General features: G+C 75.4%; 20 protein-coding genes. 6 read left to right on the top strand and 14 right to left on the bottom strand.

Going from position 1 to position 22,662, the window contains the following annotated elements; translation table 11 throughout:
* Positions 1 to 183: 183 nt before the first annotated feature.
* Entirely contained in the window at positions 184 to 1,467 is a 1,284-nt protein-coding gene (eno, locus tag ACFU5J_RS16960) for a phosphopyruvate hydratase (protein WP_430577025.1), read from the bottom strand.
* A 180-nt stretch (positions 1,468 to 1,647) separates the two neighbouring features.
* Between eno and ACFU5J_RS16955 the strand changes: the two genes are divergently transcribed.
* Positions 1,648 to 2,331 (top strand): hypothetical protein, encoded by a 684-nt coding sequence (locus ACFU5J_RS16955; protein ID WP_430577378.1) that lies wholly within the window; start codon positions 1,648 to 1,650, stop codon positions 2,329 to 2,331.
* A 7-nt stretch (positions 2,332 to 2,338) separates the two neighbouring features.
* Here the strand turns inward: ACFU5J_RS16955 and ACFU5J_RS16950 are convergent, their stop codons facing one another.
* The 3 genes from ACFU5J_RS16950 to ACFU5J_RS16940 all read right to left on the bottom strand — a co-directional run bounded on the left by ACFU5J_RS16950 (position 2,339) and on the right by ACFU5J_RS16940 (position 5,506).
* A complete protein-coding gene (locus ACFU5J_RS16950) occupies positions 2,339 to 3,007 on the bottom strand; it encodes a DNA alkylation repair protein (protein ID WP_430579515.1) in 669 nt (222 codons plus the stop codon).
* 57 nt (positions 3,008 to 3,064) lie between these two features.
* Complete coding sequence (locus tag ACFU5J_RS16945) at positions 3,065 to 3,973, bottom strand: phosphotransferase (RefSeq protein WP_430579514.1); 909 nt, start codon at positions 3,971 to 3,973, stop codon at positions 3,065 to 3,067.
* Between the two features lie 105 nt (positions 3,974 to 4,078).
* Complete coding sequence (locus ACFU5J_RS16940; RefSeq protein WP_430577022.1) at positions 4,079 to 5,506, bottom strand: hypothetical protein; 1,428 nt, start codon at positions 5,504 to 5,506, stop codon at positions 4,079 to 4,081.
* 174 nt (positions 5,507 to 5,680) lie between these two features.
* On the opposite strand from ACFU5J_RS16940, the gene ACFU5J_RS16935 reads away from it, so the two are divergent.
* Positions 5,681 to 6,115 (top strand): TIGR03618 family F420-dependent PPOX class oxidoreductase, encoded by a 435-nt coding sequence (locus ACFU5J_RS16935; protein WP_430579513.1) that lies wholly within the window; start codon positions 5,681 to 5,683, stop codon positions 6,113 to 6,115.
* Between the two features lie 43 nt (positions 6,116 to 6,158).
* On the opposite strand, the gene mfd is transcribed toward ACFU5J_RS16935, so the two are convergent.
* The 3 genes from mfd to ACFU5J_RS16920 form a co-directional block, all read right to left on the bottom strand.
* On the bottom strand, positions 6,159 to 9,797 hold the full coding sequence (mfd, locus tag ACFU5J_RS16930; RefSeq protein WP_430579512.1) for a transcription-repair coupling factor: 3,639 nt from the start codon (positions 9,795 to 9,797) through the stop codon (positions 6,159 to 6,161).
* A gap of 331 nt (positions 9,798 to 10,128) precedes the next feature.
* Positions 10,129 to 11,247, bottom strand: a complete 1,119-nt coding sequence (locus ACFU5J_RS16925; RefSeq protein WP_430579511.1) for a DUF4190 domain-containing protein — start codon at positions 11,245 to 11,247, stop codon at positions 10,129 to 10,131.
* A gap of 177 nt (positions 11,248 to 11,424) precedes the next feature.
* Positions 11,425 to 12,066, bottom strand: coding sequence for a DUF4190 domain-containing protein (locus ACFU5J_RS16920; protein ID WP_430579510.1), 642 nt, complete (start codon positions 12,064 to 12,066; stop codon positions 11,425 to 11,427).
* A 246-nt stretch (positions 12,067 to 12,312) separates the two neighbouring features.
* Here ACFU5J_RS16920 and lhgO point away from each other — a divergent pair, with 246 nt between their 5' ends.
* Both lhgO and ACFU5J_RS16910 read left to right on the top strand, forming a co-directional pair.
* Complete coding sequence (gene lhgO, locus ACFU5J_RS16915) at positions 12,313 to 13,524, top strand: L-2-hydroxyglutarate oxidase (protein WP_430579509.1); 1,212 nt, start codon at positions 12,313 to 12,315, stop codon at positions 13,522 to 13,524.
* Between the two features lie 28 nt (positions 13,525 to 13,552).
* Positions 13,553 to 14,215, top strand: a complete 663-nt coding sequence (locus tag ACFU5J_RS16910) for a phosphatase PAP2 family protein (RefSeq protein ID WP_430577016.1) — start codon at positions 13,553 to 13,555, stop codon at positions 14,213 to 14,215.
* On the opposite strand, the gene ACFU5J_RS16905 is transcribed toward ACFU5J_RS16910, so the two are convergent.
* On the bottom strand, positions 14,182 to 15,330 hold the full coding sequence (locus ACFU5J_RS16905) for a nucleotidyltransferase family protein (protein ID WP_430577015.1): 1,149 nt from the start codon (positions 15,328 to 15,330) through the stop codon (positions 14,182 to 14,184). The genes ACFU5J_RS16910 and ACFU5J_RS16905 overlap by 34 nt on opposite strands.
* A 138-nt stretch (positions 15,331 to 15,468) precedes the next feature.
* Between ACFU5J_RS16905 and ACFU5J_RS16900 the strand changes: the two genes are divergently transcribed.
* A complete protein-coding gene (locus ACFU5J_RS16900) occupies positions 15,469 to 17,358 on the top strand; it encodes an ABC transporter ATP-binding protein (RefSeq protein WP_430579508.1) in 1,890 nt (629 codons plus the stop codon).
* Here the strand turns inward: ACFU5J_RS16900 and ACFU5J_RS16895 are convergent.
* From ACFU5J_RS16895 to ACFU5J_RS16880, 4 genes are all read right to left on the bottom strand, one after another.
* Entirely contained in the window at positions 17,289 to 18,266 is a 978-nt protein-coding gene (locus ACFU5J_RS16895; protein WP_430579507.1) for a hypothetical protein, read from the bottom strand. The two genes, ACFU5J_RS16900 and ACFU5J_RS16895, sit on opposite strands and share 70 nt — an antisense overlap.
* Positions 18,267 to 18,270: 4 nt before the next feature.
* The gene (locus ACFU5J_RS16890) at positions 18,271 to 18,711 is read right to left on the bottom strand and encodes a lasso peptide biosynthesis B2 protein (protein WP_430579506.1); all 441 of its coding nucleotides are present in this window, start codon (positions 18,709 to 18,711) and stop codon (positions 18,271 to 18,273) included.
* The gene (locus ACFU5J_RS16885) at positions 18,708 to 19,862 is read right to left on the bottom strand and encodes an asparagine synthase-related protein (RefSeq protein ID WP_430579505.1); all 1,155 of its coding nucleotides are present in this window, start codon (positions 19,860 to 19,862) and stop codon (positions 18,708 to 18,710) included. The genes ACFU5J_RS16890 and ACFU5J_RS16885 overlap by 4 nt, the downstream gene beginning before the upstream one ends.
* 83 nt (positions 19,863 to 19,945) lie before the next feature.
* The gene (locus ACFU5J_RS16880) at positions 19,946 to 20,059 is read right to left on the bottom strand and encodes a lasso RiPP family leader peptide-containing protein (protein ID WP_430577010.1); all 114 of its coding nucleotides are present in this window, start codon (positions 20,057 to 20,059) and stop codon (positions 19,946 to 19,948) included.
* Between the two features lie 243 nt (positions 20,060 to 20,302).
* On the opposite strand from ACFU5J_RS16880, the gene ACFU5J_RS16875 reads away from it, so the two are divergent.
* Positions 20,303 to 20,560, top strand: coding sequence for a PqqD family protein (locus ACFU5J_RS16875; protein ID WP_430579504.1), 258 nt, complete (start codon positions 20,303 to 20,305; stop codon positions 20,558 to 20,560).
* Between the two features lie 25 nt (positions 20,561 to 20,585).
* Here ACFU5J_RS16875 and ACFU5J_RS16870 read toward each other — a convergent pair whose 3' ends face one another.
* Together ACFU5J_RS16870 and ACFU5J_RS16865 are read right to left on the bottom strand one after the other, a co-directional pair.
* Complete coding sequence (locus ACFU5J_RS16870) at positions 20,586 to 21,542, bottom strand: GDP-mannose 4,6-dehydratase (protein WP_430579503.1); 957 nt, start codon at positions 21,540 to 21,542, stop codon at positions 20,586 to 20,588.
* Positions 21,539 to 22,531, bottom strand: a complete 993-nt coding sequence (locus ACFU5J_RS16865; RefSeq protein ID WP_430579502.1) for a GDP-mannose 4,6-dehydratase — start codon at positions 22,529 to 22,531, stop codon at positions 21,539 to 21,541. Before ACFU5J_RS16865 ends, ACFU5J_RS16870 begins: the two co-directional genes overlap by 4 nt.
* Between the last annotated feature and the right edge of the window lie 131 nt (positions 22,532 to 22,662).

The raw sequence follows: 22,662 nt of genomic DNA, 5'->3' as shown, positions 1-22,662 counted from the left end.
GCCGCCCCGGGGCCCGGCCGGGGCCGCCCCCCCCAGCCCCGCCATCCCGCGTGCTGACTTCACCCCCCCCCGCCCTTTTTCCGGATCAAGTCAGCACGCTCGATGCGGACGGCGGGACGACGACGGCCGGCCGCCCCGTGGGGGCGACCGGCCGTCGGTCAGGTCCTGCGAGCCTCCGGGGTGTCAGCCCTGGAAGCGCGGGAAGGCGGAACGGCCGGCGTAACGACCGGCGTCGTCCAGCGCCTCCTCGATGCGCAGGAGCTGGTTGTACTTGTTGATGCGCTCGCCGCGGGCCGGGGCACCGGTCTTGATCTGGCCGGCGTTGGTGGCCACGGACAGGTCCGCGATCGTGGTGTCCTCGGTCTCGCCGGAGCGGTGCGAGGTCATCGTGGTGAAGCCGTTGCGCTGCGCGAGCGTCACGGCGTCGAGCGTCTCGGTGAGCGTGCCGATCTGGTTGAGCTTGACCAGCAGCGAGTTGGCGGCCTTCTCCTCGATGCCGCGGGCGAGGCGCTCCGGGTTGGTGACGAACAGGTCGTCGCCGACGACCTGCACCTTGTCGCCGACCTCGGCCACGAACTGGGTCCAGGCGCCCCACTCGTCCTCGGACAGCGGGTCCTCGATGGAGACGATCGGGTAGTTCGCGACCATGCTCTCGTAGAGCTTGATCATGTCCTCGGTCGAGTGCACCTCGCCGTTCTTGAAGTGGTACGCGCCGTCCTTGAAGAACTCGGTGGCGGCGACGTCCATCGCGATCGCGACGTCGGAGCCCGGCGCGAAGCCGGCCTTCTCGATCGCCTCGACGATGAGGTCCAGGGCGGCGACGTTCGACGGCAGGTCGGGGGCGAAGCCGCCCTCGTCGCCGAGGCCCGTGGAGAAGCCCTTGCCCTTCAGCACGCTCTTGAGCGCGTGGTAGACCTCGGCGCCGGTGCGCAGGGCCTCCTTGAAGGTCGGCGCGCCGATCGGCGCGATCATGAACTCCTGGAAGTCCACGGTCGAGTCGGCGTGCGACCCGCCGTTGACGATGTTCATCATCGGCACCGGCAGGACGTGCGCGTTGGGACCGCCGACGTAGCGGAACAGGTCGAGGCCGGCCGACTTCGCGGCCGCCTTCGTGACCGCGAGCGAGACGCCGAGGATCGCGTTGGCGCCCAGCTTGCCCTTGTTCGGGGTGCCGTCCAGCTCGATCAGGGTCTGGTCGATGATGCGCTGCTCCTCGGCGTCGTAGCCGATGAGCTCGGGGGCGATGTCGTCGATGACGGCGTTGACCGCGCCCTCGACGCCCTTGCCCAGGTAGCGCCCCTTGTCGCCGTCACGACGCTCGACGGCCTCGAAGGCGCCGGTCGAGGCGCCCGACGGGACGGCCGCACGGGCGAACGTGCCGTCGTCCAGCGCGATCTCCACCTCGACGGTGGGGTTGCCGCGCGAGTCGAGGATCTCGCGTGCTCCAACGGCTTCGATGCTTGCCACGGGCTGCTCCTTCAGACGGGGCTCGCAGGCGACCGCGCGGCAAGGCCCAGGCGAAGGTGCCCGGGGCCGCTGACGCCCGCGACGGTGCTGGGTTGACGCCCCCAGCCTAGACCGGCCCTCCACCCCGGGCGCCCCCGACCACGGAGCGGTCACCCCCGCTAGCGTGGGAGGGTGCACGGCATGTGGGACTTCCTCGGTTCCTACTGGTGGCTGGTCTTCCCGTTGAGCGGCATCGTCGGCGGGTGGATCCGCGGTGCCCAGGTGTGGGACGAGCGGCGACGGCGCGACAAGATCGAGATGTACCGCCTCAAGCACGCCGGCGAGCAGGCCGCGCAGGCCGACGACGAGGCGCTCTCCCGCGAGATCGAGCGCACCGTGGCCGCGCACGACGAGACCCAGCACCGCTGGCTGGAGTACGAGCTCGACGCCGTGAAGGCCGTCGAGTACCCGCTGATGTCCGACATGCGCGAGCAGGTCACCGTGGACTTCCACCGCGCGCGGCGGGAGGCGGAGGACCTGCGTCCCGAGAACCTGGACGCGCTGCGCGACCGGCGCCGCCTGGACCGGTACCGCGACGCGGTGCGCGAGATGCAGGTGCGGTTCGACATCGCCGAGCGGGAGGCACGACGCCGACGGGCGTCGGACTTCTCGCCGGCGGAGCGCCAGGCCCTCGACCGCGCCAAGAAGCTCCTCGCGCTGGCCGACGACGAGGGCTCCTCGCAGGCGGAGCGGCAGTCGGCCTACCGGCGCGCGACGAAGGAGCTCGAGGGCATCCTCGCCCTGCCGGACGCGGCCACCGACGCCCTCGAACGACGCATCGCCGGCCAGCTCGGCCGGGCCACGGGCGACGGCGGTCCCGCCTGACACGGGGTCACGGGTCGGCGGGCAGCTTCAGCCGCGCCTCGCGACGCACCGGTGCCGGGAGCGCGTCGCCCATCCGGTCGAGGAACGCGCGCACGGCCGCAGGGTCGGCGGCGCCGGCGTGCTTGAGCGCGATGCCGACGGGCCGGCGGACCACCGGGTCCGGGTCGGTGTGCAGGAGCTCGACGAGGCGGAGCAGGTCCGCGATGCCGTCCGGGTGCGGCGGCCGGGTGAACGCCAGCGGCGCGGTGAGCGCCGTGCGGCGGCGCAGCGGGTCGTCCGAGCGCGCCAGCTCGAACAGCGGCTCCCGCGAGCGGTCCCGCAGGTAGACCCCGACGACCCGCGGCGCCGCCCGGTCCACCATGTCCCACGTGTCGATGCGGTCGTGGCGGTCGAGGTAGACGCGGTAGCGCGCCTCCCGCTCGGCGTCCGTGACCCGCCGCCGCACCGCGAAGTCCAGCACGCAGAAGGCGGCGAGCCGCGGCTCGTACGCGGGCTCGTCGAGCAGCCGGTGCACCTCGTCGAGCGGCATCGCGGCGTACCGCTTCGCCACGTCGAAGAGCGTGCCCATCCGCACGCCCAGCACCTCGCCCCGCCCCGCGTAGTGCCGGTTCGGGTGCGCCGCCGGGTCCGCGACCGCGCGCAGGTCCGCGACGACGGCGTCCGCGGTGAGCTCCACGACGTCCACGCTACGCGCGGCCGGACGGGTCGGCGTCCGCGGCCGGGCGCCCTCGGGTCACACCGTCGCGACGAGGCGGGCCAGGCAGGCGCGGGCCGGCGGGCCCCAGGTGGCCTTGCCGCCCGGACGGCCGTGCACGCCCGCCTCGCCGACGAGCAGGCCGCCCAGCGCGGCGGCCGCCGCCCACCCGCGGGCGCGGCGACGGGTGGCCTCGTCGGCGCCGGGCCGGTAGGCGGCGTAGAACGCGCCCTCCGTGCCGGCGGGCAGCAGCCGCCACACGGCGGAGAGGTCGTAGGCCGGGTCGCCCGTGCAGAGGTCGCCGAAGTCGACGACGCCGCACAGGCCGCCGTCCGCGGTGACGACGTTGGCCGGGTGCAGGTCGGCGTGCAGCCACACCGGCGGGCCGTCCCACGCCGGAGCGGCGAGCGCGTCCTGCCAGACGGCGCGCACGGCCTCCGGGTCGGTGACCAGCCCGCGCTCGACCGTCTCCGCGAGCCCCTGCTCGAACCCGTCGGTGTGCTCCGCCAGGGGGCCGCCGCGGCCGCGGCCCGCGGGCGCGCCGTCGGGGGCGGGCCGGTGCAGCGCGGACAGGAACCCGGCCAGGTCGCCGGCCGCCTCCGGGGCGGTGAGGGGTGCGCGGTCGGCGGGCTCGCCGGGCACCCACGTCGTGACGATCCACGGCCGTCCGAACAGCGCGCCGGGCTCGCCGAGCCGCTGCGGCACGGGGACCGGCAGCGGCAGGAGCGGCGCGAGGCCGGGCAGCCAGGCGTGCTCCTTGCGCAGCAGCGCGTCGGCGCTGTCCGTCGCCCACGGGAGCCGGACGGCGAGGTCGTCGCCCAGGCGCCAGAGCTGGTTGTCCCACCCGCGGGCGCCGAGGCGCAGCGGGAGGTCGGCGAGGTCCGGGTGCTGCTCGCGCAGCAGGTCGCGGACGAGGTCGGCGGTGATCTCGACGTCGGTGGTGGTCACGACGCGCCACGCTAGCGGGGCGCCCCGCGCGCCGGGCCTTCCGCGCCCGCACGTTCACCGCACCGGCACGACGTCGGCACGCGCTACCCGTGCTCGTAGGGTCGGTCAGTGCCCGGGCTGCGCCGCGGCCGGCAGGTCGGGCGGCCCGGAGCCGTCGTCCGCGGGGGCCTCGTCCTCGGGGAGGGGCGGCCGCGCCACCAGCTCCAGCAGGGCGATGAGGACGCCGGCCACCAGGGCCGTGCCGATGATGAGCCCCGGCGTGGGGCTGCCCGCGAGCAGCAGCACCAGCGCGGCGACGACGATGATCACCACGCGGACCAGGGTGCGGTACCGGCCCAGCCACGTGCCCACCGGCCCGGTCGACACGCCGCGCCCCTCGCCGTAGTCCCGCACCCACGCGAACCCGCGCCCGGCGCCCGCGCGCAGGGAGCGGGCCGACGCGCTGCTCCCGCCCAGGTAGGCGACGAGCGCGACCACCAGGCCGAGCACGCCCACCGTGCGCAGCGCGACGCGCAGGAACGACACGACCTGGTCGAACAGCACCTCGGCGGCGTCCAGCCGCAGCACCACGTCCTTGAGCGCGTCGATGTACAGCCCCCGCGCGATCGCGAGCCCGACGGCGAGCAGCACCATCGCGGCCGCGAGCGACAGCCCGGCCACCACGAGGGTGCGCGACTTGTGCCGCGCGACGAGCACGCCGGCCGCCAGCAGTGCGAGCGAGATCCACGGCAGCCACGTGCCCAGCGCCACGAGCTGGGCGTACCGGTTCTGCACCTGCACCAGCTGCGACGTCTGCATGAGGGTGAACGTGGCGTTCACCTCCGGGATCCTCGCCGCGATCCCGAGCCCCCGGTCCACCAGGCGCTGCTTGAGCAGGTCGATCATGCCGGAGAGCTGGATGGTGAGCTGGCCGTCCTGACCGATCTGCAGCAGCTCGCCGCCCTCGCCCTTCATCGTCGCGACGAGCTGCTGGTGCGCCACCCGGTTGGCCTGCACCCAGGCGTCCTGGAACGCGTCGCTGGTCACGACGCCGTCGGCCGCGCGGCGCACGAACGACTCGACGCCGCTGGTGAGCGGCCCCTCGAGCTGGGTGAGCGCGTCCGTGGCGCGCGGCCCGACGCCCTGCTGCTCCAGCCCGTCGACCACGGTGCCGAGGATGGCCTGGACGTCGATCTGCTGCATCACCACGTCGGTGAGCCGCCCGGCGACGGCGCCCTGGATCGCGGGGTCCGACGCGAGCGGGCCCACCGTGGCGACGTACCGGTCCGTGTCGGTGAGCGTGCGCTCCGCCCACGCGGCCACCACCGCGACGGGCGCGAGCAGCGCGCCGAGGACGACCAGCACGACGGCGGCCGCCGCACGACCCCGGTGGCGCGGCTCCCGCCGGGCGGGCGGGGGCGCGGCCACGACGACCGGCGGGCCGCCGGCGGCCAGCCGCGCGCGCAGCTCGGCGTTCTCCCGTTCGAGCGCGGCCAGGCGCGCCGCCTGGTCCTCCGGCAGCCCGGCGCCCGTCCCGTCGGTCGTCCCGCTCATGGTGGCCTCCGTCCGTCGCCCGTCGCCGGGGCCCCGCGCCGGGACGGCGCGGGCGGGCCCCGCACGGCGCCCCCTCCGGCTCATGCTAGGGACGCGCGGCCGTTCCCACCTGCCGAAACGAGGTGAAAGCGGGGCGGGCGCTCAGTTCCGCGCGGTGCGCCGGTCGTCCCCTGCATGACCACCGCTCCGGCGGCCGGCCCGGCACCGCTGCCCGGCCCCGCGCACCTGCCCGACCTCGCCCGCACGCTCGTCGCCGAGCCGCACGTCGCGCACCTCGCGACGCTGCTGCCGGACGGGTCGCCGCACAGCGTGCCCCTGTGGGTGGGGTGGGAGGGCGACCGGCTGGCCTTCCTCACCGGGCCCCGGTCGCAGAAGGGTCGCAACGTGGACCGCGACCCGCGCGTCGCGGTCTCCGTCACGCACACCGAGCGGCCGTGGGAGATGGCGATGCTGCGCGGCCACGTGGTCCGGGTGCTGCTCGGCGACGCGGGCTGGGCGGCCGTGGACCGCCTCGCCCGCGCGTACACCGGCGCCGACTACCCGCGCGGCGAGGAGCGGATCGTCTACCTGGTCGACGTCGACCGGGCGACCGCGCAGTCGTTCGGCTGACTCCCGCCGTCGGCCCCTGTCGTTCCTCCCGCCGGCCCGCCCGTCAGCGCGCGCCCGTGCCCACGCTCGCGGCGGCGGAGACCTCCCCGAGGACCACGGCGTCGATGAGCTGGCGCGCCCACGCGAGCACCTCCGCGCCGCGCAGGGGCCGGCCGCCGATGCGCGCCGTCGTCGGGAAGGGCACGAGGACCGCGCGGATGGCCGGCTTGAGGATCGTGCCCGGGTACAGCCGCTTGAGGCGCAGCTGCGCGGACTCCGCGAGCTCCACCGGCGCGAACCGGATGAACTTGCCCTGCGCGGTGACGTCGGTGAGCCCGGCGCGGCGCGCGTGGTTGCGGAAGTCCGCCACGTCGAACAGGGCGGAGGCGACCTCGGGCAGGGTGCCGTAGCGGTCCACGAGCTCGGCGCGCACCTCGGCGAGGGCGGGCCCGTCCTGCGCGGCGGCGATCTTCCGGTACGCCTCGAGGCGCAGCCGCTCCGTGGCGATGTACGACTCGGGCAGGTGCGCGTCCACGGGCAGCTCGATGGTGACGTCGGGCTGCTCCTCCTCCCCGTCGCCGCGGAAGGCGGCCACGGCCTCGCCCACCATCCGCACGTACAGGTCGAAGCCCACGCCCGCGATGTGGCCCGACTGCTCGCCGCCCAGCAGGTTGCCGGCGCCGCGGATCTCCAGGTCCTTCATCGCGATCTGCATGCCCGCGCCGAGGTCGGTGTGCGCCGCCATGGTCGACAGCCGGTCGTGCGCGGTGTCCGTCAGCGGCCGCTCCGGCGGGTACAGGAAGTAGGCGTACGCCCGCTCGCGGCCACGGCCCACGCGGCCGCGCAGCTGGTGCAGCTGCGACAGCCCGAGCACGTCCGCCCGCTCCAGGATCAGGGTGTTGGCGTTGGAGATGTCCAGGCCGGTCTCGATGATCGTGGTGCAGACCAGCACGTCCAGCTCCTTCTCCCAGAAGGCGCGGATCACCTGGTCCAGCTGGTGCTCGCTCATCTTGCCGTGCGCCACGCCGATCCGGGCCTCGGGCACGAGCTCCGCGAGGCGCGACGCCGTCTTCTGGATGGTCTCCACCTTGTTGTGCACGTAGAAGACCTGGCCCTCGCGCAGCAGCTCGCGACGGGTCGCCGCCGCGATCTGCTTCTCCTCGTAGGCGCCCACGTAGGTGAGCACGGGGTGGCGCTCCTCGGGCGGGGTGGCGAGCGTCGACATCTCGCGGATGCCCGTCACGGCCATCTCCAGCGTGCGCGGGATCGGCGTCGCGGACATGGCCAGCACGTCCACGTTGGTGCGCAGCTGCTTGAGCGTCTCCTTGTGCTCGACGCCGAACCGCTGCTCCTCGTCGACGATCACCAGCCCGAGGTCCTTGAACCGCACCGAGCCGGTGAGCAGGCGGTGGGTGCCGATGACGATGTCGACGGTGCCCTTGCCGAGCCCCTCGACCGTCTCCGCCGACTCCTTGTCCGACTGGAAGCGGGACAGCGCGCGCACCGTCACGGGGAACCCGGCGTACCGCTCGGAGAACGTGTCGAAGTGCTGCTGCACCAGCAGCGTCGTGGGGACCAGGACGGCCACCTGCTTGCCGTCCTGCACCGCCTTGAACGCGGCGCGGATGGCGATCTCCGTCTTGCCGTAGCCGACGTCGCCGCAGATCAGGCGGTCCATCGGCACCGCCTTCTCCATGTCGGCCTTGACCTCGTCGATGGTCACGAGCTGGTCGGGCGTCTCGACGTAGGCGAACGCGTCCTCGAGCTCGCGCTGCCACGGCGTGTCCGGGCCGAACGCGTGGCCCTGCGTGGCCATGCGGGCCGAGTAGAGGCGGATGAGCTCGCCCGCGATCTCGCGCACGTGCTTGCGGGCGCGCGCCTTGGTGTTCTTCCAGTCCGCGCCGCCCATCTTCGACAGCGACGGCGACTCGCCGCCCGTGTACTTGGTGACCTGGTCGAGCTGGTCCATCGGCACGAACAGGCGGTCCCCGGGCTGGCCCCGCTTGGACGACGCGTACTCGATGACGAGGTACTCGCGCGTCGCCGCGTTGGCCCCCGCGCCGAGCGTGCGCTGCACCATCTCGACGAAGCGGCCCACGCCGTGCTGCTCGTGCACGACGAAGTCGCCGCCGCGCAGCTGCAGCGGGTCGACGACGTTGCGCCGCCGGCTCGGCATCCTGCGCATGTCGCGCGTCGTGGAGCCCTGGCGACCGGTGAGGTCGGACTCGCTGAACACCGCGAGCCTCAGGTCCGTGGCCACGAAGCCCTTGCCGACCAGCGCGGGCGCGACGAGCACGACCCCGCCCTCGGGCTCCTCCCCCAGCGCCGTGACGAGCCGGGCCGCCGTGTCCGCCGCGGAGAGCTGCTCGACCATGCGCTTCGCGGGGCCGTGGCCCTCCGTGGTGAGCAGCAGCCGCCAGCCCGCGCGCTGCAGCGTCTGCACGTCGTCGAGCGCGCGCTGCAGGTCGCCGCGGTAGGACTCGACGTCGCGCGCGGCCACGGTGAAGGTCGTGACGCCGTCCACCTCGGACGTCGGCGCGACGGCGCTGCCCGCGAGCTCGTCCTCGGACCCGTCGGACCCGTCCGTGGTGGGCGCGTCGAGGCCGAACGACGACAGCGTCCACCAGCCCAGACCGCGACGGGCCGCGACGTCCCGCACCTCGGTGAACGTCTCGAACGACGCCGCCGACAGGTCGATGGGCGCCGCTCCCCCGGCGACGGCCCCCGTCCAGGCCGCGGCGAGGAACTCCTCGGTCGTCGCGACCAGATCATGGGCGCGCCTGCGCACGCGCTCGGGCTCGTCGATGACGAGCAGCGCGTCGTCGGGCACCAGCTCGAGCACGGGCACCATGCGGTCCACGAGCACGGGAGCGAGGGACTCCATGCCCTCGACGGCGACGCCGGCCGCGAGCTTGTCGAGCATCTCGATCGCGCCGGGCAGGCGCTCGACCAGGCCCGCCGCGCGCTGCCGCACCGCGTCGGTCAGCAGGATCTCGCGGCACGGCGGCGCCCACAGGCCCTGCTCCGCGATCTCGAGCGAGCGCTGGTCGGCGACGGCGAACCAGCGGATCTCCGTCACCTCGTCGCCCCAGAACTCGATGCGCAGCGGGTGGTCCTCGGTGGGCGGGAAGACGTCGAGGATGCCGCCGCGCACCGCGAACTCGCCGCGGCGCTCCACCATGTCCACGCGGGAGTAGGCCGCGCCGACGAGGCGGTCCGACACGTCCGTGAGGTCCGCCGTCGTCCCCGTGTGCAGCTCGACCGGCTCCAGCTCGCCGAGGCCCTCGACCACCGGCTGCAGCAGCGCCCGGGCCGGCATGACGAGCAGCCGGATCGGGCCGGTCGGGCCGGTCTCGGGCGCCGGGTGCGCCAGCCGGCGGAACACCGCGAGCCGCTTCGCGACCGTGTCCGCGCGGGGCGAGAGCCGCTCGTGCGGCAGCGTCTCCCAGGCGGGCAGGACGGCGACCTCGTCCGCCTGCTCGTCCGGCAGGTACGCGCGCACGGACGCGGCGAGCTCGTCGGCCTCGCGGCCCGTCGCCGTGACGACCACCAGCGGGCGCCGCTCGGCCGCCGCCGCCAGCAGCGGCGCGCGCACGCCCACCGGCCCCACGACGTCGGCGAAGCCCCGCGCCCGGACGTGCTCCAGCGCGGCGGCGGCGCCGGGGTCGGCGAGGAGGGCGGGGACGATGCCGGTGAGGTTCATGCGAGGTCCTTCTGGTGCGACGCGGTCGGGGCGCTGGTCGGTCGGGGCGCTGAGGTGTCGGAGCGCTGAGGTGTCGGAGCTCGATGCGGGCACGACGACAGGCCCAGCTCTCCCCGGGACGCACGGGGTTCCCGGGGACGGCGGAGGCGTGGGGCGCCTGCGTCGTCGGGCCGTGGAACCGTGCGACCGGCGGGGTGCCGGGCGTGCCGAACCAGCCTACGCCGCGCCTCCGACGCCGCCCTCCCGGGACGCCGAACAGGCGGTTGCGCACCTTCCGAGGCCTCGGAAGGTGCGCAACCGCCTGGTCGGCGACGGGCCGGACGGCGGGGGGTCAGCGGCCCGGGAGCTGGCCGCTCAGGTCCTCGGGGAGCTGGTCGCGGATGCCGTCCGGGAGGCTGCCCAGGAGGTCCTCGCAGGAGGTGGGGTCGCCCGCCTGGCACTGGCCGCCCAGCTCCTGCAGGCGGTCGGCGTCGCCGAGGGTCCCGGCGAGGTCCCGGAGGTCGTCGAAGGACATGCCGCTCGAGAGGCCGCCCAGCAGCAGGTCGGGGACGGACAGGTCGGTCTGCGTGAGGTCCTCGGCCTGCGCCAGGGCCTGCTCGATGTCGTCGCCGTACGTGTTCCACAGCATCAGGCCCGCGATCACGACGATCGCCGTGAACACCACCTGGATCGAGCCGAACGTCAGCCCCGTGGCCGCCATGCCGCGGCCGCCCGTGCCGCGCCGGCGCGTGCGGTCCAGGCCCACGCCGCCCAGCACGATCGCGACCACGCCCAGCAGCGGCACCACGAACCCGAAGATCCCGGTGACCAGGGCCGCCACCGCCGACGGCTCCGTGCCGCGCCGCTGCGGGGGCCGGGCCGCGTGCGCGGGGGCGGCCGGAGCGGGAGCCGGCGCCGCGGCCCACGGCGAGGGCGGCGCGGCCGACGGCGCCGGGCGCTGCGCCGGAGCCGGTGCGGGAGCGGGGGCCGCCGCCTGGGGGGCGGCCACGGGGGCGGGGCGCGAGCCCACCGGCCGGGACGACGCCGTCCTCAGCGGCGGAGCCGGCAGCGGGGTCGTGCCCGCCGTCTGCGGGGCCAGCATCTGCGTCCGGTCGAGCGGCTGCGCCGCGAACACCTCGGTCCGGTCCGCGGCCTGCGGGGCCAGCGCCTGCGTCGCGTCGGCGCCCTGCGCCCCGAGGACCTGCGTCGCGTCGGCGCCCTGGGCCGCGAAGACCTGCGTCGCGTCGGCGCCCTGCGCCCCGAGGACCTGGGCCGCGAAGACCTGCGTCCTCTCGGCGCCCTGCGCCGCGAAGACCTCCGTCCGGTCCGCGCCGTACGGCGGGAGCACCTGGGTCCCGGCGCCCTCGGGCGGCGGCGCCGGGACCGGCACGACCTGGGTGCCGTCCTCGCGCGGCGGGATCGCCCGGGTGGGCGGGGTGTCGTGGGCGTCGTACCCGCGCGGGTGGCTCATGGTCCTCCAGGTCGGTGCGGCGTCGGCCGGTTCCGGACGGCCGGTGCCCACGCCGTCGCGCACGGTGGTGCGTCGTCGCGCCGGGCGCCGTCCGACCCGCGATGCTACCCACCCGACGGCCCCCGGCGGCAGGCCCGACGGGACTCCACGCAGGACCTTCGCAACCGCCGGGGCGCGCTACCGCACCAGCAGGAGCGCGGACGAGTCGAACGACGTCCTGAAGTCCTCCGGGTCGATGTTGGACACGAACGCCACCGCGAACACGATGAACAGGATCCACGCGACGATCCCGATCGCGCCCAGCACGATGCCGGCGATCGCCATCCCCTTGCCCTGCTGCCCCGTGCGCGAGATCCGCGAGAGGCTGATGATGCCCAGCACCACCGGCACGACCGCCAGGCCGAGGATGCCCGTGACCAGCGCCGCGATCGACCACCCGTCCGTACCCGCCGACGGCGCGTAGGGCTGCTGCCCGTACGGCTGGGCGTACGGATGCTGCGGGTACCCCGGCGGCTGCTGGCCGTAGGGCTGCTGCTGGCCGTAGGGCTGCTGCGCGTACTGCTGCGACGGGTCGCCGTACGTCGGCACGCCGCCCGGCTGCGGCTCCGGTCCCGGCTGCTGGCCCGCGCCCGGCTGCGGGTAGCCCGGCGGCTGCTGGTAGGGGTCCGGCGGGGGCGCACCCTGGTCCGGGTGCTGCGCGGACGGGTACTCGTGGGCCGCGTCCGGCTGCGGCGCCCCCGGCTGCGGCGGCTGGGGCTCCGCCGGCTGCTCCGGCCGCGGTGCGTACGGGTCTGGCTGGTTGCCGTCGTCCTGGCTCATGACCGTTCCTCCTCGTCGACGCCGCGCGACGGGCGCGCCCGACCGCGTCCTGCTCCTCCCACTATGCAGGAGGGCGCACGCCTCGCGCCGCACGTCGCGGCAGGTCGTGGCGCGACCTGCGCCACGGTTCACCCCGTCGTTCACCCCGGCGGCGCTCCTCACGCGCCGCTCCGGCTGCCATGCTGGGACGCGGCGGGCCGAGCCAGGGACCCGGCCCGCCACCGTCTGCCGGACCGGGGAGGCCACGTGCGCGTCATCGTCGTCGGGGGCGGGATCATCGGGCTCGCGACGGCGGCACGCCTCGCCGGCCGCGGCGACGAGGTCACGGTGCTGGAGAAGGAGCACGAGCTCGCCTGCCACCAGACCGGCCGCAACTCCGGCGTCATCCACTCCGGCCTCTACTACGCGCCCGGCAGCCTCAAGGCCCGGCTCGGCGTCGCCGGCGCCGCCTCCATGACGCGCTTCGCCGCCGAGCACGGCGTGCCCGTGGCCACCACGGGCAAGCTCGTCGTCGCCACCGACGCCGGCGAGCGCGACCGGCTGCACGCGCTGGCCGAGCGCGGCGCCGCCAACGGGGTCCCGGTCCGCGAGCTCGACCCCGTCGAGGCGCGCGAGCACGAGCCCGACATCGCCTGCGTCGGCGCGCTGCGCGTGGAGACGACCGGCGTCGTCGACTACCGCGAGGTCTGCGCCGTCCTCGCCCGGCAGGTCCGCGACGCCGGCGGCACCGTGCTGCTCGGCCGTGCGCTGCACGCGGCCGAGGTGGTGGGTACGCACGTGCGCCTCGACGTCGACGTGGTCCGCAGCCACCACCGGCACGAGCTCGCCGCCGACGCCCTCGTCGTGTGCGGCGGCCTGCACGCCGACCGGCTGGCCCTGGCGTGCGGCGTCGACCCCGGCGCGCGCATCGTGCCGTTCCGCGGCGAGTACTTCGACCTCGCCCCCCGCGCCGCCGACCGCGTGCGCGGCCTCGTCTACCCGGTGCCCGACCCCCGGTTCCCGTTCCTCGGCGTGCACCTCACGCGCGGCGTGCACGGCGACGTGCACGCCGGCCCCAACGCCGTCCTCGCCCTCGCGCGCGAGGGCTACCGGCGCCGCGACGTCGCGTGGCGCGACGTCGCGGACGCGGCGTCCTGGCCCGGGCTGTGGCGGCTGGCGGGGCGCAACCTCGTGCCCGGCGCCGCCGAGGTGGCCCGCTCGATGTCCCGCACGCTGTTCGCCGCGTCCGTGGCGCGGCTGCTTCCCGGTACCACCGCCGACGACCTGCACCCCGCCCCCGCCGGCGTGCGCGCCCAGGCCCTGCACCGCGACGGGTCCCTCGTCGACGACTTCCTGATCCGCACCGCCCCGCGGCAGGTGCACGTCATCAACGCTCCGTCGCCCGCCGCCACCGCGTCGCTGGAGATCGCGCGGCACGTGGAGGCCGAGCTGGACCGGACGATGGCGAACGCCTCGTGAGCGGTGCCGGGCAGCACGGACCGTGACCGTGGCTCGACGGTCCCGGGTTCCCCTGCGGCGGTTCACACTCGGCGCCGCGCTGGCGGCCTCCGCCGTGTCGGCCGCCCTGTGCGCCGCGCTCTTCGTGACGGCGGTGCTCACCGCGCCGGGGCAGCAGGTTGACGTCGCCGGCCTCGCCCTGCTCGCCGCGCCCGAGCCGGCGGCCGCGGGCGTCGCCCGGCTCGTGCGGGCGCTCCTGCCGGGGCTCGTGGCCTGCGGCCTGGTGGGGGCGCTCGTGTCCGCCGCGCGGCGGGAACCCCGTCCGGTGCTGGCCGCCGCCGCGAGCCTGCCGCTCGTCGCCCTGGCGCTGGCGACCGCGCTGCGGGACCTCGTCCTGACCCGGCCGTACCTCGGGGCCAACGGATACCTGGAGAACACGTTCCCGAGCGCCCACACGGCCACCCTCGCGGCCGCGTGCGTCGCGGTCGCGATCCTGCTGCGGGACCGCGCCCGTCCCTGGCAGACGGCGGCGCTCGCCTCCTGCGTCCTGCTCACCGCGTGGGCGAACGTCGCGTCGTCCGCCCACCGGCCGTCCGACGTCCTGGGCGGGATCCTCCTCGCGGGCGTGCTCGCGCCGTGGGTGGTCCTGCTCGCCCACCGTCTCCCGCCGGCCTCCCCTCAGCCCCTCCCGGAGTCCACGAACCGGAAGTAGTCGTCCCGGGCGCGCGCGTCGGGGACGTCGAGGCGCAGCGCCTTCTCGCCGGCGTCCGTGTCACCCCGACGGAGCGCGCGCTCGATGCGGCGGTGGGCGAGGACGCCCCCCACGAAGGCCGTCACCGTGCCCCAACCGCCCGGTCGCGCGCTCGCGTAGAGGCGCCCGCCGCGGTGCGGGTCCCCCGGCAGGTCCGGGAAGCCGTGGCGCCGGTCCAGCGCGGCCGCCGAGCTCCGCCAGGCACGCGGCGCCCGCAGCCCGGTCCCGCCGAGGTCGCCGAGGACGCGCGCCGCCCGGTCGACGACGAGCCCGACGGGCGCCTCGAGGCGCATGCTGCGGGCCCGCGACCCGATCTCGTCGCGCGTCCCGTCGCACGCCGCGACGGCCTGGGCCACGTCCACCAGCCACATGAGGCGGCCCGCCCCGGCCTGCGCGGCGTGGAAGGCCAGGACCAGCACCGTGTCGACGGCGTCGAAGGTGGGGACGGCACGGCCGCCGCCCGCCGCCACGGTCCGACGCCGCCCGATCATCCCGGCGGGGTCCGTCCGGAAGCTGCGTCGGACGTCGTGCGGGACCGCGATGTCCCAGTGGAGGTCGACATGGACGCCCAGCGGTCCCCGCATCGCGTACTCCGCCCGGCGGTCCGACGCCATGAGCGGCCAGTTGCGGTCGACGCCCGAGCACCCGGCGTCCTCCAGCGCCTCGACCGCCTGACGGAACGCCGCCCGCGGGACGTACAGGTCGAGGTCGTAGTACTCGCGCATGTCCGGCGCCGCCCAGAGCGCAGCGGCCGCAGGGCCCTTGGCGACCGCCCACGGCACCCCGGCGCGGTCGAGCGCGGCACCCAGCGAGGTGAGCTCCGCGAGCGCCCCCAGGTGCCGCACGACCTGCTCGTCACGGGCGCGACGCAGCGGCGCGCGCCAGGGTTCGGGACAGTCCGGCCTGTCCGCGACCCGCTTCGCGACCGCCGGCAGCACGCGGTGGTCCTGCGCGGCGTCGGCCAGCAGCTCCAGCGAGACGCCGTCGAGCGGGGTGGGCGGGGCCTGTCCGGCGGGCGTCACGGAGTCGATCAGCAGCTGCGCCACCGGCCGGCGCGCCGTCGTCCGTGCCCCCATCCAGGCAGGATAGGTACGGAACGGCGACCGCGGCTGCGCGGCAGCGGGCGAATTCTCGCCGGGACCGGCCCCCAGCACCCCTCGCACGGCTAGCGTGTGTGAGGCCGGGCCGGGCCCCGGCAGAGGACGGAGCGGTCGGTGGCGGACATCGCGACGGGCGGAGCGCCCGAGCACGACGAGCGGCGGGGTCGCCGCCTGCTGCGCCTGCTCGGCGGGTCGCTGCGCGTCTCGTGGCAGGCGAGCCGCCCCCTTTTCGTCGCCATGCTGGTGCTGCAGGTCCTCGTCGCGGCCGCGTTGGCGGGACAGGTGCTGGTGGTCGCCGCTCTGCTCGACTCCCTCCTCGGGCTCACCGACGGGTCGGCGGCGCTCGTGTCCGTCACGGGACCGGTGCTCGCCCTCGCCGGGCTCACCGCCCTCGCGACCGTGGCCGGCGGGCTCCAGGGGTCCGTCCGCCGGGTGCTCGGCGAGCACGTCGCGCGCCTGATGGCCGAGGAGGTGCAGGCCGTCTCGACGAGCGTGCCGCTCGAGCACTTCGAGTCCGCCGCGTTCTACGACCGCCTCCAGCGGGTCCGGGTCAACGCGCTGTCGCGCCCGTTCCAGGTCACCCAGGGGATGTTCGACCTGGTCGGGTCGTCGATCGCGACCGTGGGCGTCGGGGCCGCGCTCATGGCCCTGCACCCGGTGCTGCTCCCGCTGCTCGCGGTCGGTGGGCTCCCCCTGTTGGTCACGGGCCGCCGCGAGGGCAGGCTGGAGTTCGCGTTCAAGGTGGCGCAGACGACCAACGAGCGCGAGCGCATCTACACCAACTACGTGCAGAGCAGCCGCGACGAGGCCAAGGAGATCCGGGCGTTCCAGTCGGCCGGGTGGCTCCAGGCGCGCTACCGCGAGCTGTACCGGACCTACCTCGCCGACCTCGCCCGCCACGTCCGGCGCCGGGCGCTGACGAACGGCGTGGGCAACCTCGCGGCCGCCGTGGTGCTCGCGGCCGTGCTCGTGGTGCTCGCGCTGCTCATCACCCGCGGCGCCGTCTCGTTCTCCGAGGCGGGTGCGGCCGTCGTCGCCGTCCGGATGCTGCAGGGTCAGATCCAGGGCATCTTCGGCGGCGTCCAGCAGATCTTCGAGTCCGGCCTGTTCCTCGACGACGTGCACACGTTCCTCGAGGAGGGGCGGGCCGCGGCGGCCGCCGCCGACGGCGCCGAGGACCCGCCCGACGGGTTCCCCGGGGTCTTCGCCCGCGCCGTCTCGTTCACCTACCCCGGCTCCGAGCGGCCCGCGCTGCGCCACGTCGACCTCGCGCTGCGCCCCGGGGAGGTCGTCGCCCTCGTCGGGACGAACGGCTCCGGCAAGACGACCCTGGCCAAGCTGCTCGCCGGCCTCTACGCGCCGACGTCGGGCGAGGTGCTGTGGGGCGATCGGCCGCTTGCCTCGTTGCGCGCCTCCGCGGTGCGGACGCAGGTCGCCGTGATCTTCCAGGACTTCGTCCACTACGCCTACACGGCCTCGTGGAACATCGCGCTGGGGCGCCCGGAGGCCCCCGTCGACCACGAGCGCGTCCGGCGCTCCGCCCGGGTCGCGGGCGTCGACGCGGCGCTCTCCGGGCTGCCCGACGGCTACGAGTCCCGGCTGTCGCGGATGTTCCCCGGCGGCACCGAGCTGTCGGGTGGCCAGTGGCAACGGGTCGCGATCGCTCGCGCGTTCTACCGGGACGCGGCGCTCGTCATCCTGGACGAGCCGACCGCCGCGATGGACCCGCTGGCGGAGCACGACCTGTTCGCGTCGTTGCGCGCCACCCTCGACGGCCGGACGGCGCTCTTCGTGTCGCACCGCTTCTCCACGGTCCGGTCGGCGGACCGCATCGTCGTCCTCGACGACGGCGCGGTCGTCGAGGAGGGCTCGCACGACGAGCTGATGGAGCTCGACGGCGCCTACGCGGAGATGTTCACGGTCCAGGCCCGGTCCTACCTGGACGGCGCCTCCGCGCCGACCAACGGGCGCTCCGAGGCGGCGGCGACCGACCGTCCGATCTGAGCGCCGAGGGACGGGTGGAACGGCGGCCCCCACGGCACGTCGGCGACCAGCACCGGCACCGACCGCGCGATCTCGGCGAGGTGGCGCAGGTGGACGCCCTGCAAACGCTCGTCCACCCAGCCGTGCAGGCGCGGGTAGTGCAGGAGCTCGAAGAGGGCCGCCGTGCCCGTGCGCCGGCGCACCACCAGCTCGCCGCCCTCGCGGTCCGGCTGCGGCACCACGACCGCCCGGAGCGGGCGCCGGTCCCGAGCTCCCGCCCCGAGCTGCAGCACGTGGCGGGCGTCGGCGCTCACGCGCCGCCCGGGCGCCCGCCCGGCGAACCGGTCGACCAGGGTGTCGGCCCCCTTGCGCAGCCGCACCTCGGTGGCGCCCAGCCGTGCCGCGAAGCCGTCGTCGGTGCGGTCCAGGCGCAGCACGTCGTCCGTCACGAGCGCGGCCCCCTCCGCGCACATCAGGGTGGCCATCGTCGACTTGCCCATCCCCGAGTACCCGACGAACGCGATCACGCCGTCGTCGTCCTCGACCGCGCTCGCATGCAGGACCGCCTCGCCCCTCAGGTAGAGCTGGAACGCGAGCATCCCGCCGGTGGTGAGCACCCGGCTGAGACCCGGGTCGACGCCGTCGGCCTTGCGCAGCACGACGTGCCGCAGGTCGGCCGAGACCTCGAAGTCGCACGCGTCGTGGAAACGCAGGAGGAAGCCCTCCGCGCCGAGGTCCCAGGCCGAGTACCAGGGGTCCCCGGCGACCGCGTGGCGGAGGACCGGTCGCCCGCCCGGCTCCGTCCGCTGTGCCGTGCCCGGCCCGGTGACGACCGTGACGTCGGCCGGGCCGCGGTCGTCGTGCGCCCGGTCCTGGTGCAGGTCGAACGGCGCCTCGACGACGAGGCCGTACAGCAGCTGGCGGTCCACGCTCTCACGCTCCTTGGGTACGGACGACGAGCGGCCGGAATCCCGCTCCCCGGTCCAGGTCGAGGTCCCGGTCGTCGATCCGCAGCCAGGCGTGCGCGCGCACGACGCTGTCGGACTTGGCCACCCCGAGCACGAGGGCGGGTCGATGGCGGCGCAGCACCTGGCCCGCGAGGACCGACGAGCGCAGGCAGGTCCCGTTGACGCCGGGGAGCCGCAGCACCCGTCGCAGCACGCGCAGGTCCTGTACCTCCCGGTCGTCCAGCGCGGCGAGGTCGAGGTTCCCGGCGGCGGGGGCCGGCGAGGAGAGCAGCGCGAGACCGTAGCGGTCGGCGAGCCTCGGCAGGCCCCAGCGCCGCAGCCGGCCCTCGAGCAGGAGGAGCGCTCCGACGAACCGCACCGCGCGGGGGACCGCACGGAGCCGGCGCACGGACGACGCGACGGTCATCGGACCACCTCGGCGCCCGCGGACGCGAGCCAGGCCTGCTGCAGCAGCAGGCTGGTCGGGCCGGGCGGGTAGCCCGAGAGCCAGGCCGTGCGCAGGCGGTCCACGTCGACCAGCTCGGGGTCCACGCCGGTGCCGTCCCACCGGGCGGCGAAGTCACGCGTCGCGGAGCCCAGGTACGCGCGGTTGAAGGACGCCTTGCTCGACCGGGCGCACACCGCGCCGGGGAGCAGGGAGCCGAAGACGGCCCGCATCCCCGCGGTCCGGTCGGCGAAGCCCCCGGGGTGCCGGGCACCGAGCGACCGCAGGAACCCGTCGTCCAGCAGCGGGTGGGCGAGCGCTACGTCGTGCTCGGCGGCCACCAGACCATAGGTGTCGAGGAAGACGCGGCTCGCCCGGCGACGCCGCAGCCACAGGAGCCCTCGGGCGTAGCCGAGCGGCTCGCTCGCGCCGTCCCGCGCGACCGCGTCCGCGAGGCGGGCCCGGGCCTCGTCGGTCAGCCACGCCAGGGCCTGCGTGCTGCGCGCCGACCCCGCGCGTTCCCGGCGGCGGCGCACGGGTCGGGGCAGCAGCGACGCGAGCGCCGCCCGGCGCGGGGTGCCCGCGCGCCCGCGCCCGCGCGCGACCTGCAGGAGGGCGCGGGACCTGCGGTCGCCGAAGACCTCGTCGCCGCCCTCGCCCGTGAGCACGGCGCGCCCCCGCAGCTCGCGCAGCATCGCGTCCTTCACGTGCATCGTCGCCGGGAAGAGCAGGCCCCGGCGACGGAGGCTGTCGCGGGCACCGGCACCGAGGAGGTCGTTCTCGTCGTCGACGGTGATCCGCCACCAGGTCGCCAGGCCGAGGTGGGCGACCACGGACTCCTGCCAGGCGGACTCGTCGGCCTCCGCGAGGCCGGGGTAACGGAACGTCACGGGCACGGGGTCCGGGACACCGTCCTCGCGGGCGACGGCGGTCGCGACGGCGAGCACCGCGGACGAGTCGCGGCCGCCCGAGAAGGTGACGGCGACGGGGCGGCCGGCCGTGGCGCGGCGGACCGCGCGCTTGATCGCGTCGAGCGGGTCCGACACCGCGCGGGACGGCGCGCCCGCGTCGACGAGCCCGGGCAGCCAGCAGGCGGCCGTCTCGAACGCCGTGGGGCGGTAGTAGGGCGTCATCGTCGATCCTGCGCTGCGAGGAGGACGACCGGGTGCCGTCTGCTCCGGCGTCGGAGCGGACGGCACCCGGCCTGGGGTGGAGGTCAGGACGCCTTGCCCTTGTGGAACAGGTCGCCGTCGTAGTCGAAGGCGAACTGCTGCTCGAGCGTGACGTCCTTGACCGAGCCCACCTCGGTGATGCGCGGTGACTCGTACATGGGAGTCTCCCCTCTCCTCGTTCCTGCTGGACGCGCCCAACGTCGCGCCGTGGGCTGCCCCGGTCAAGGACTTCCGGACGATGTCACCCCGCCCCGGGACGCCTTTCACCCTGCGTCGGGTGAAACCTGCCCCGTGCCCCGCCAGGAGCCCGGGAACGGCCTATTCTCGGGGCGGTACGCCCGGTCACCGGCCGCCCCGAGGCCGGCGAGGGCACGACGACGGGCACGAAGAGAGGCACGGCGATGAAGCTTCGTGAGGACGGCGTCACCTGGCAGGAGATCGACGGCGAGCTGGTGATCCTGGACCTCTCCTCGTCCACCTACCTCACGACCAACGGCTCCGGGGCCTTCGCGGCGAAGCTGCTGCAGGAGGACCGCACCACCGACGACCTCGCCGGCGCCCTCGTCGCGGAGTACGACATCCCGGCGGACCTCGCGCAGCGCGACGCCGAGGCGTTCGTGGACGCGCTCCGCGAACGCGGGCTGCTGGTCGAGGACTGACGGCTGCGGGCCGCAGGCCGCGGGGTCAGGCCCCGAGGACGGCCAGGTCGTGCCGCACCATGCGCCTCACGATCTCCTCGAAGGGGAGCGTGCCGCCCCAGCCCAGCACCTCCCGCGCACGACGCGGGTCGCCGACCTGCTCCGCCGGGTCGGCCGGGCGGACGAACCGTGGGTCGACCTCGACGTGGGCCCCCCAGTCGTCGATCCCGGCCGCGGCGAACGCCGCGGCGACGAAGTCCGCGACCGACCGGGTCCGTCCCGACGCGACGACGAAGTCGCCTGCCTCCGGGTGGCGGACGGCGCGCACCATCGCGTCGACGTAGTCCGGGGCCCACCCCCAGTCGCGGCGGGCGTCGAGGTTGCCGAGCGCGAGCGTGCCGGCGCCGTCGCGCGCGATCCGGGCCGCGGCCGCCGAGATCTTGCGGGTCACGAAGGTCTCGGGGCGGCGCGGCGACTCGTGGTTGTACAGGACGCACGCGGAGACGCCGAGCCCGCGCGCGCGGTACACGGCGGCCATCTGGTGCGCGTACGCCTTCGCCACGCCGTAGGGCGACGTCGGGCGCAAGGCAGTGCCCTCGTCCTGCGGCGCGCGGTCGGGGCTGCCGTAGATCTCCGCGCTGGAGGCCTGGAGCACCCGGACGGGCCTGCCGATCTCCTCCTGGAGCCGCCAGGCCGCGTCGTAGAGACCCACGGCCCCCAGGCCCGACACCGCGCCCGTCTCCACGGGACGCTCCCAGGACGCCGCGACGGAGCTGATCCCACCCAGGTTGTAGATCTCGTCCGGCCGGGTCTCGCGGACGAGCTCGGCGACGGCGACCGTGTCGGCGAGGTCGCCCGCGTGCAGGTGGAGCCCCGCGGGCAGGACGTCCAGCCGGTCGGGGGTGCGCACCAGGCCGTGCACCTGGACCCCTTCGCCGAGGAGCCGCTCCGCGAGGTACGAGCCGTCTTGGCCCGCGACCCCCGTGACGAGCGCGACCGTCACCGGCGCATCCCGGCGAGCTCCGCCTGCTCCTCGAGGTCGGTCTCGACCATCATCGCGACGAGACGCTCGAAGCCGACCTGCGGGACCCACCCCAGCACGTCCCTCGCCCTCGACGGGTCGCCGATGAGGAGGTCGACCTCGGCCGGGCGCATGAAGCGCGGGTCCTGCTCCACGTACCCCGACCAGTCCTCGACGCCGACGCACCCGAACGCGACGTCGAGCAGGTCCCGGATGGAGTGCGTCTGCCCGGTCGCGACCACGTAGTCGCCCGGCTCCGGCTGCTGGAGCATCCGCCACATCGCCTCGACGTAGTCGCCGGCGAACCCCCAGTCGCGACGGGCGTCCAGGTTGCCCAGCGTGAGCGAGTCCTGCAGGCCGAGCTTGATCCGCGCCACCGCCTGCGACACCTTGCGGGTGACGAACTCCGGCCCGCGCCGCGGCGACTCGTGGTTGAACAGGATGCCGCTCGACGCGTGCATCCCGTACGACTCGCGGTAGTTGATCGTCATGTAGTGCCCGAAGACCTTCGCGACGCCGTACGGCGACCGCGGCCACAGCAGCGTGGACTCGCGCTGCGGCACCTCCTGCACCTTGCCGAACATCTCCGAGCTCGACGCCTGGTAGAACCGCACGCTGCGGGGATCGTCCCCGGCGTGCAGGCGCACCGCCTCGAGCATGTTCAGGACGCCCTTGCCGGTCACCTCGCTGGTGAGCGTCGCGTTCTCCCACGAGTACGCGACGTACGAGATCGCGCCGAGGTTGTACACCTCGTCGGGCTGCGACGCCGCGAGGGCCCGCAGGAGGGACGAGAGGTCGGTCAGGTCGCCCGCGACGAGGCGCACGTCCGGCACGGTGCGCCGCACCAGGTCGAGCTTCGGGTTGTTCTGCCCGCGGATCAGCCCCCAGACCTCGTACCCCTTCGAGAGGAGCAGCTCGGACAGGTAGAGGCCGTCCTGGCCGGTGATTCCGGTGATGAGTGCTCGAGGCATGTCGTTAACCGTTCTGTGAGCGCTGAGCCAGCGCCGTCCCCCGGCGGCACTCCCCTTCTGGGACGTCACCACGCTAGACACGAAGCGGCGCGATCCGGCCGTCGGCAACGGGTGAACAGGGCCCAGGCCGG

This window comes from Isoptericola sp. NPDC057559 (assembly GCF_042801555.1).
In the GTDB taxonomy this organism is placed as follows: Bacteria; Actinomycetota; Actinomycetes; order Actinomycetales; family Cellulomonadaceae; genus Isoptericola.
The sequence above is the reverse complement of the archived record's forward strand: the minus strand, read 5'-3'. Positions and strand labels throughout refer to the sequence as shown.

Coding starts and splice junctions, on each gene's coding strand:
- ACFU5J_RS16955 (WP_430577378.1), top strand. CDS start 1,648: ATGTGGGACTTCCTCGGTTCCTACTGGTGGCTGGTCTTCCCGTTGAGC.
- ACFU5J_RS16940 (WP_430577022.1), bottom strand. CDS start 5,506: ATGAGCGGGACGACCGACGGGACGGGCGCCGGGCTGCCGGAGGACCAG.
- ACFU5J_RS16935 (WP_430579513.1), top strand. CDS start 5,681: ATGACCACCGCTCCGGCGGCCGGCCCGGCACCGCTGCCCGGCCCCGCG.
- mfd (WP_430579512.1), bottom strand. CDS start 9,797: ATGAACCTCACCGGCATCGTCCCCGCCCTCCTCGCCGACCCCGGCGCC.
- ACFU5J_RS16925 (WP_430579511.1), bottom strand. CDS start 11,247: ATGAGCCACCCGCGCGGGTACGACGCCCACGACACCCCGCCCACCCGG.
- ACFU5J_RS16920 (WP_430579510.1), bottom strand. CDS start 12,066: ATGAGCCAGGACGACGGCAACCAGCCAGACCCGTACGCACCGCGGCCG.
- ACFU5J_RS16905 (WP_430577015.1), bottom strand. CDS start 15,330: ATGGGGGCACGGACGACGGCGCGCCGGCCGGTGGCGCAGCTGCTGATC.
- ACFU5J_RS16890 (WP_430579506.1), bottom strand. CDS start 18,711: ATGACCGTCGCGTCGTCCGTGCGCCGGCTCCGTGCGGTCCCCCGCGCG.
- ACFU5J_RS16885 (WP_430579505.1), bottom strand. CDS start 19,862: ATGACGCCCTACTACCGCCCCACGGCGTTCGAGACGGCCGCCTGCTGG.
- ACFU5J_RS16880 (WP_430577010.1), bottom strand. CDS start 20,059: ATGTACGAGTCACCGCGCATCACCGAGGTGGGCTCGGTCAAGGACGTC.
- ACFU5J_RS16875 (WP_430579504.1), top strand. CDS start 20,303: ATGAAGCTTCGTGAGGACGGCGTCACCTGGCAGGAGATCGACGGCGAG.
- ACFU5J_RS16865 (WP_430579502.1), bottom strand. CDS start 22,531: ATGCCTCGAGCACTCATCACCGGAATCACCGGCCAGGACGGCCTCTAC.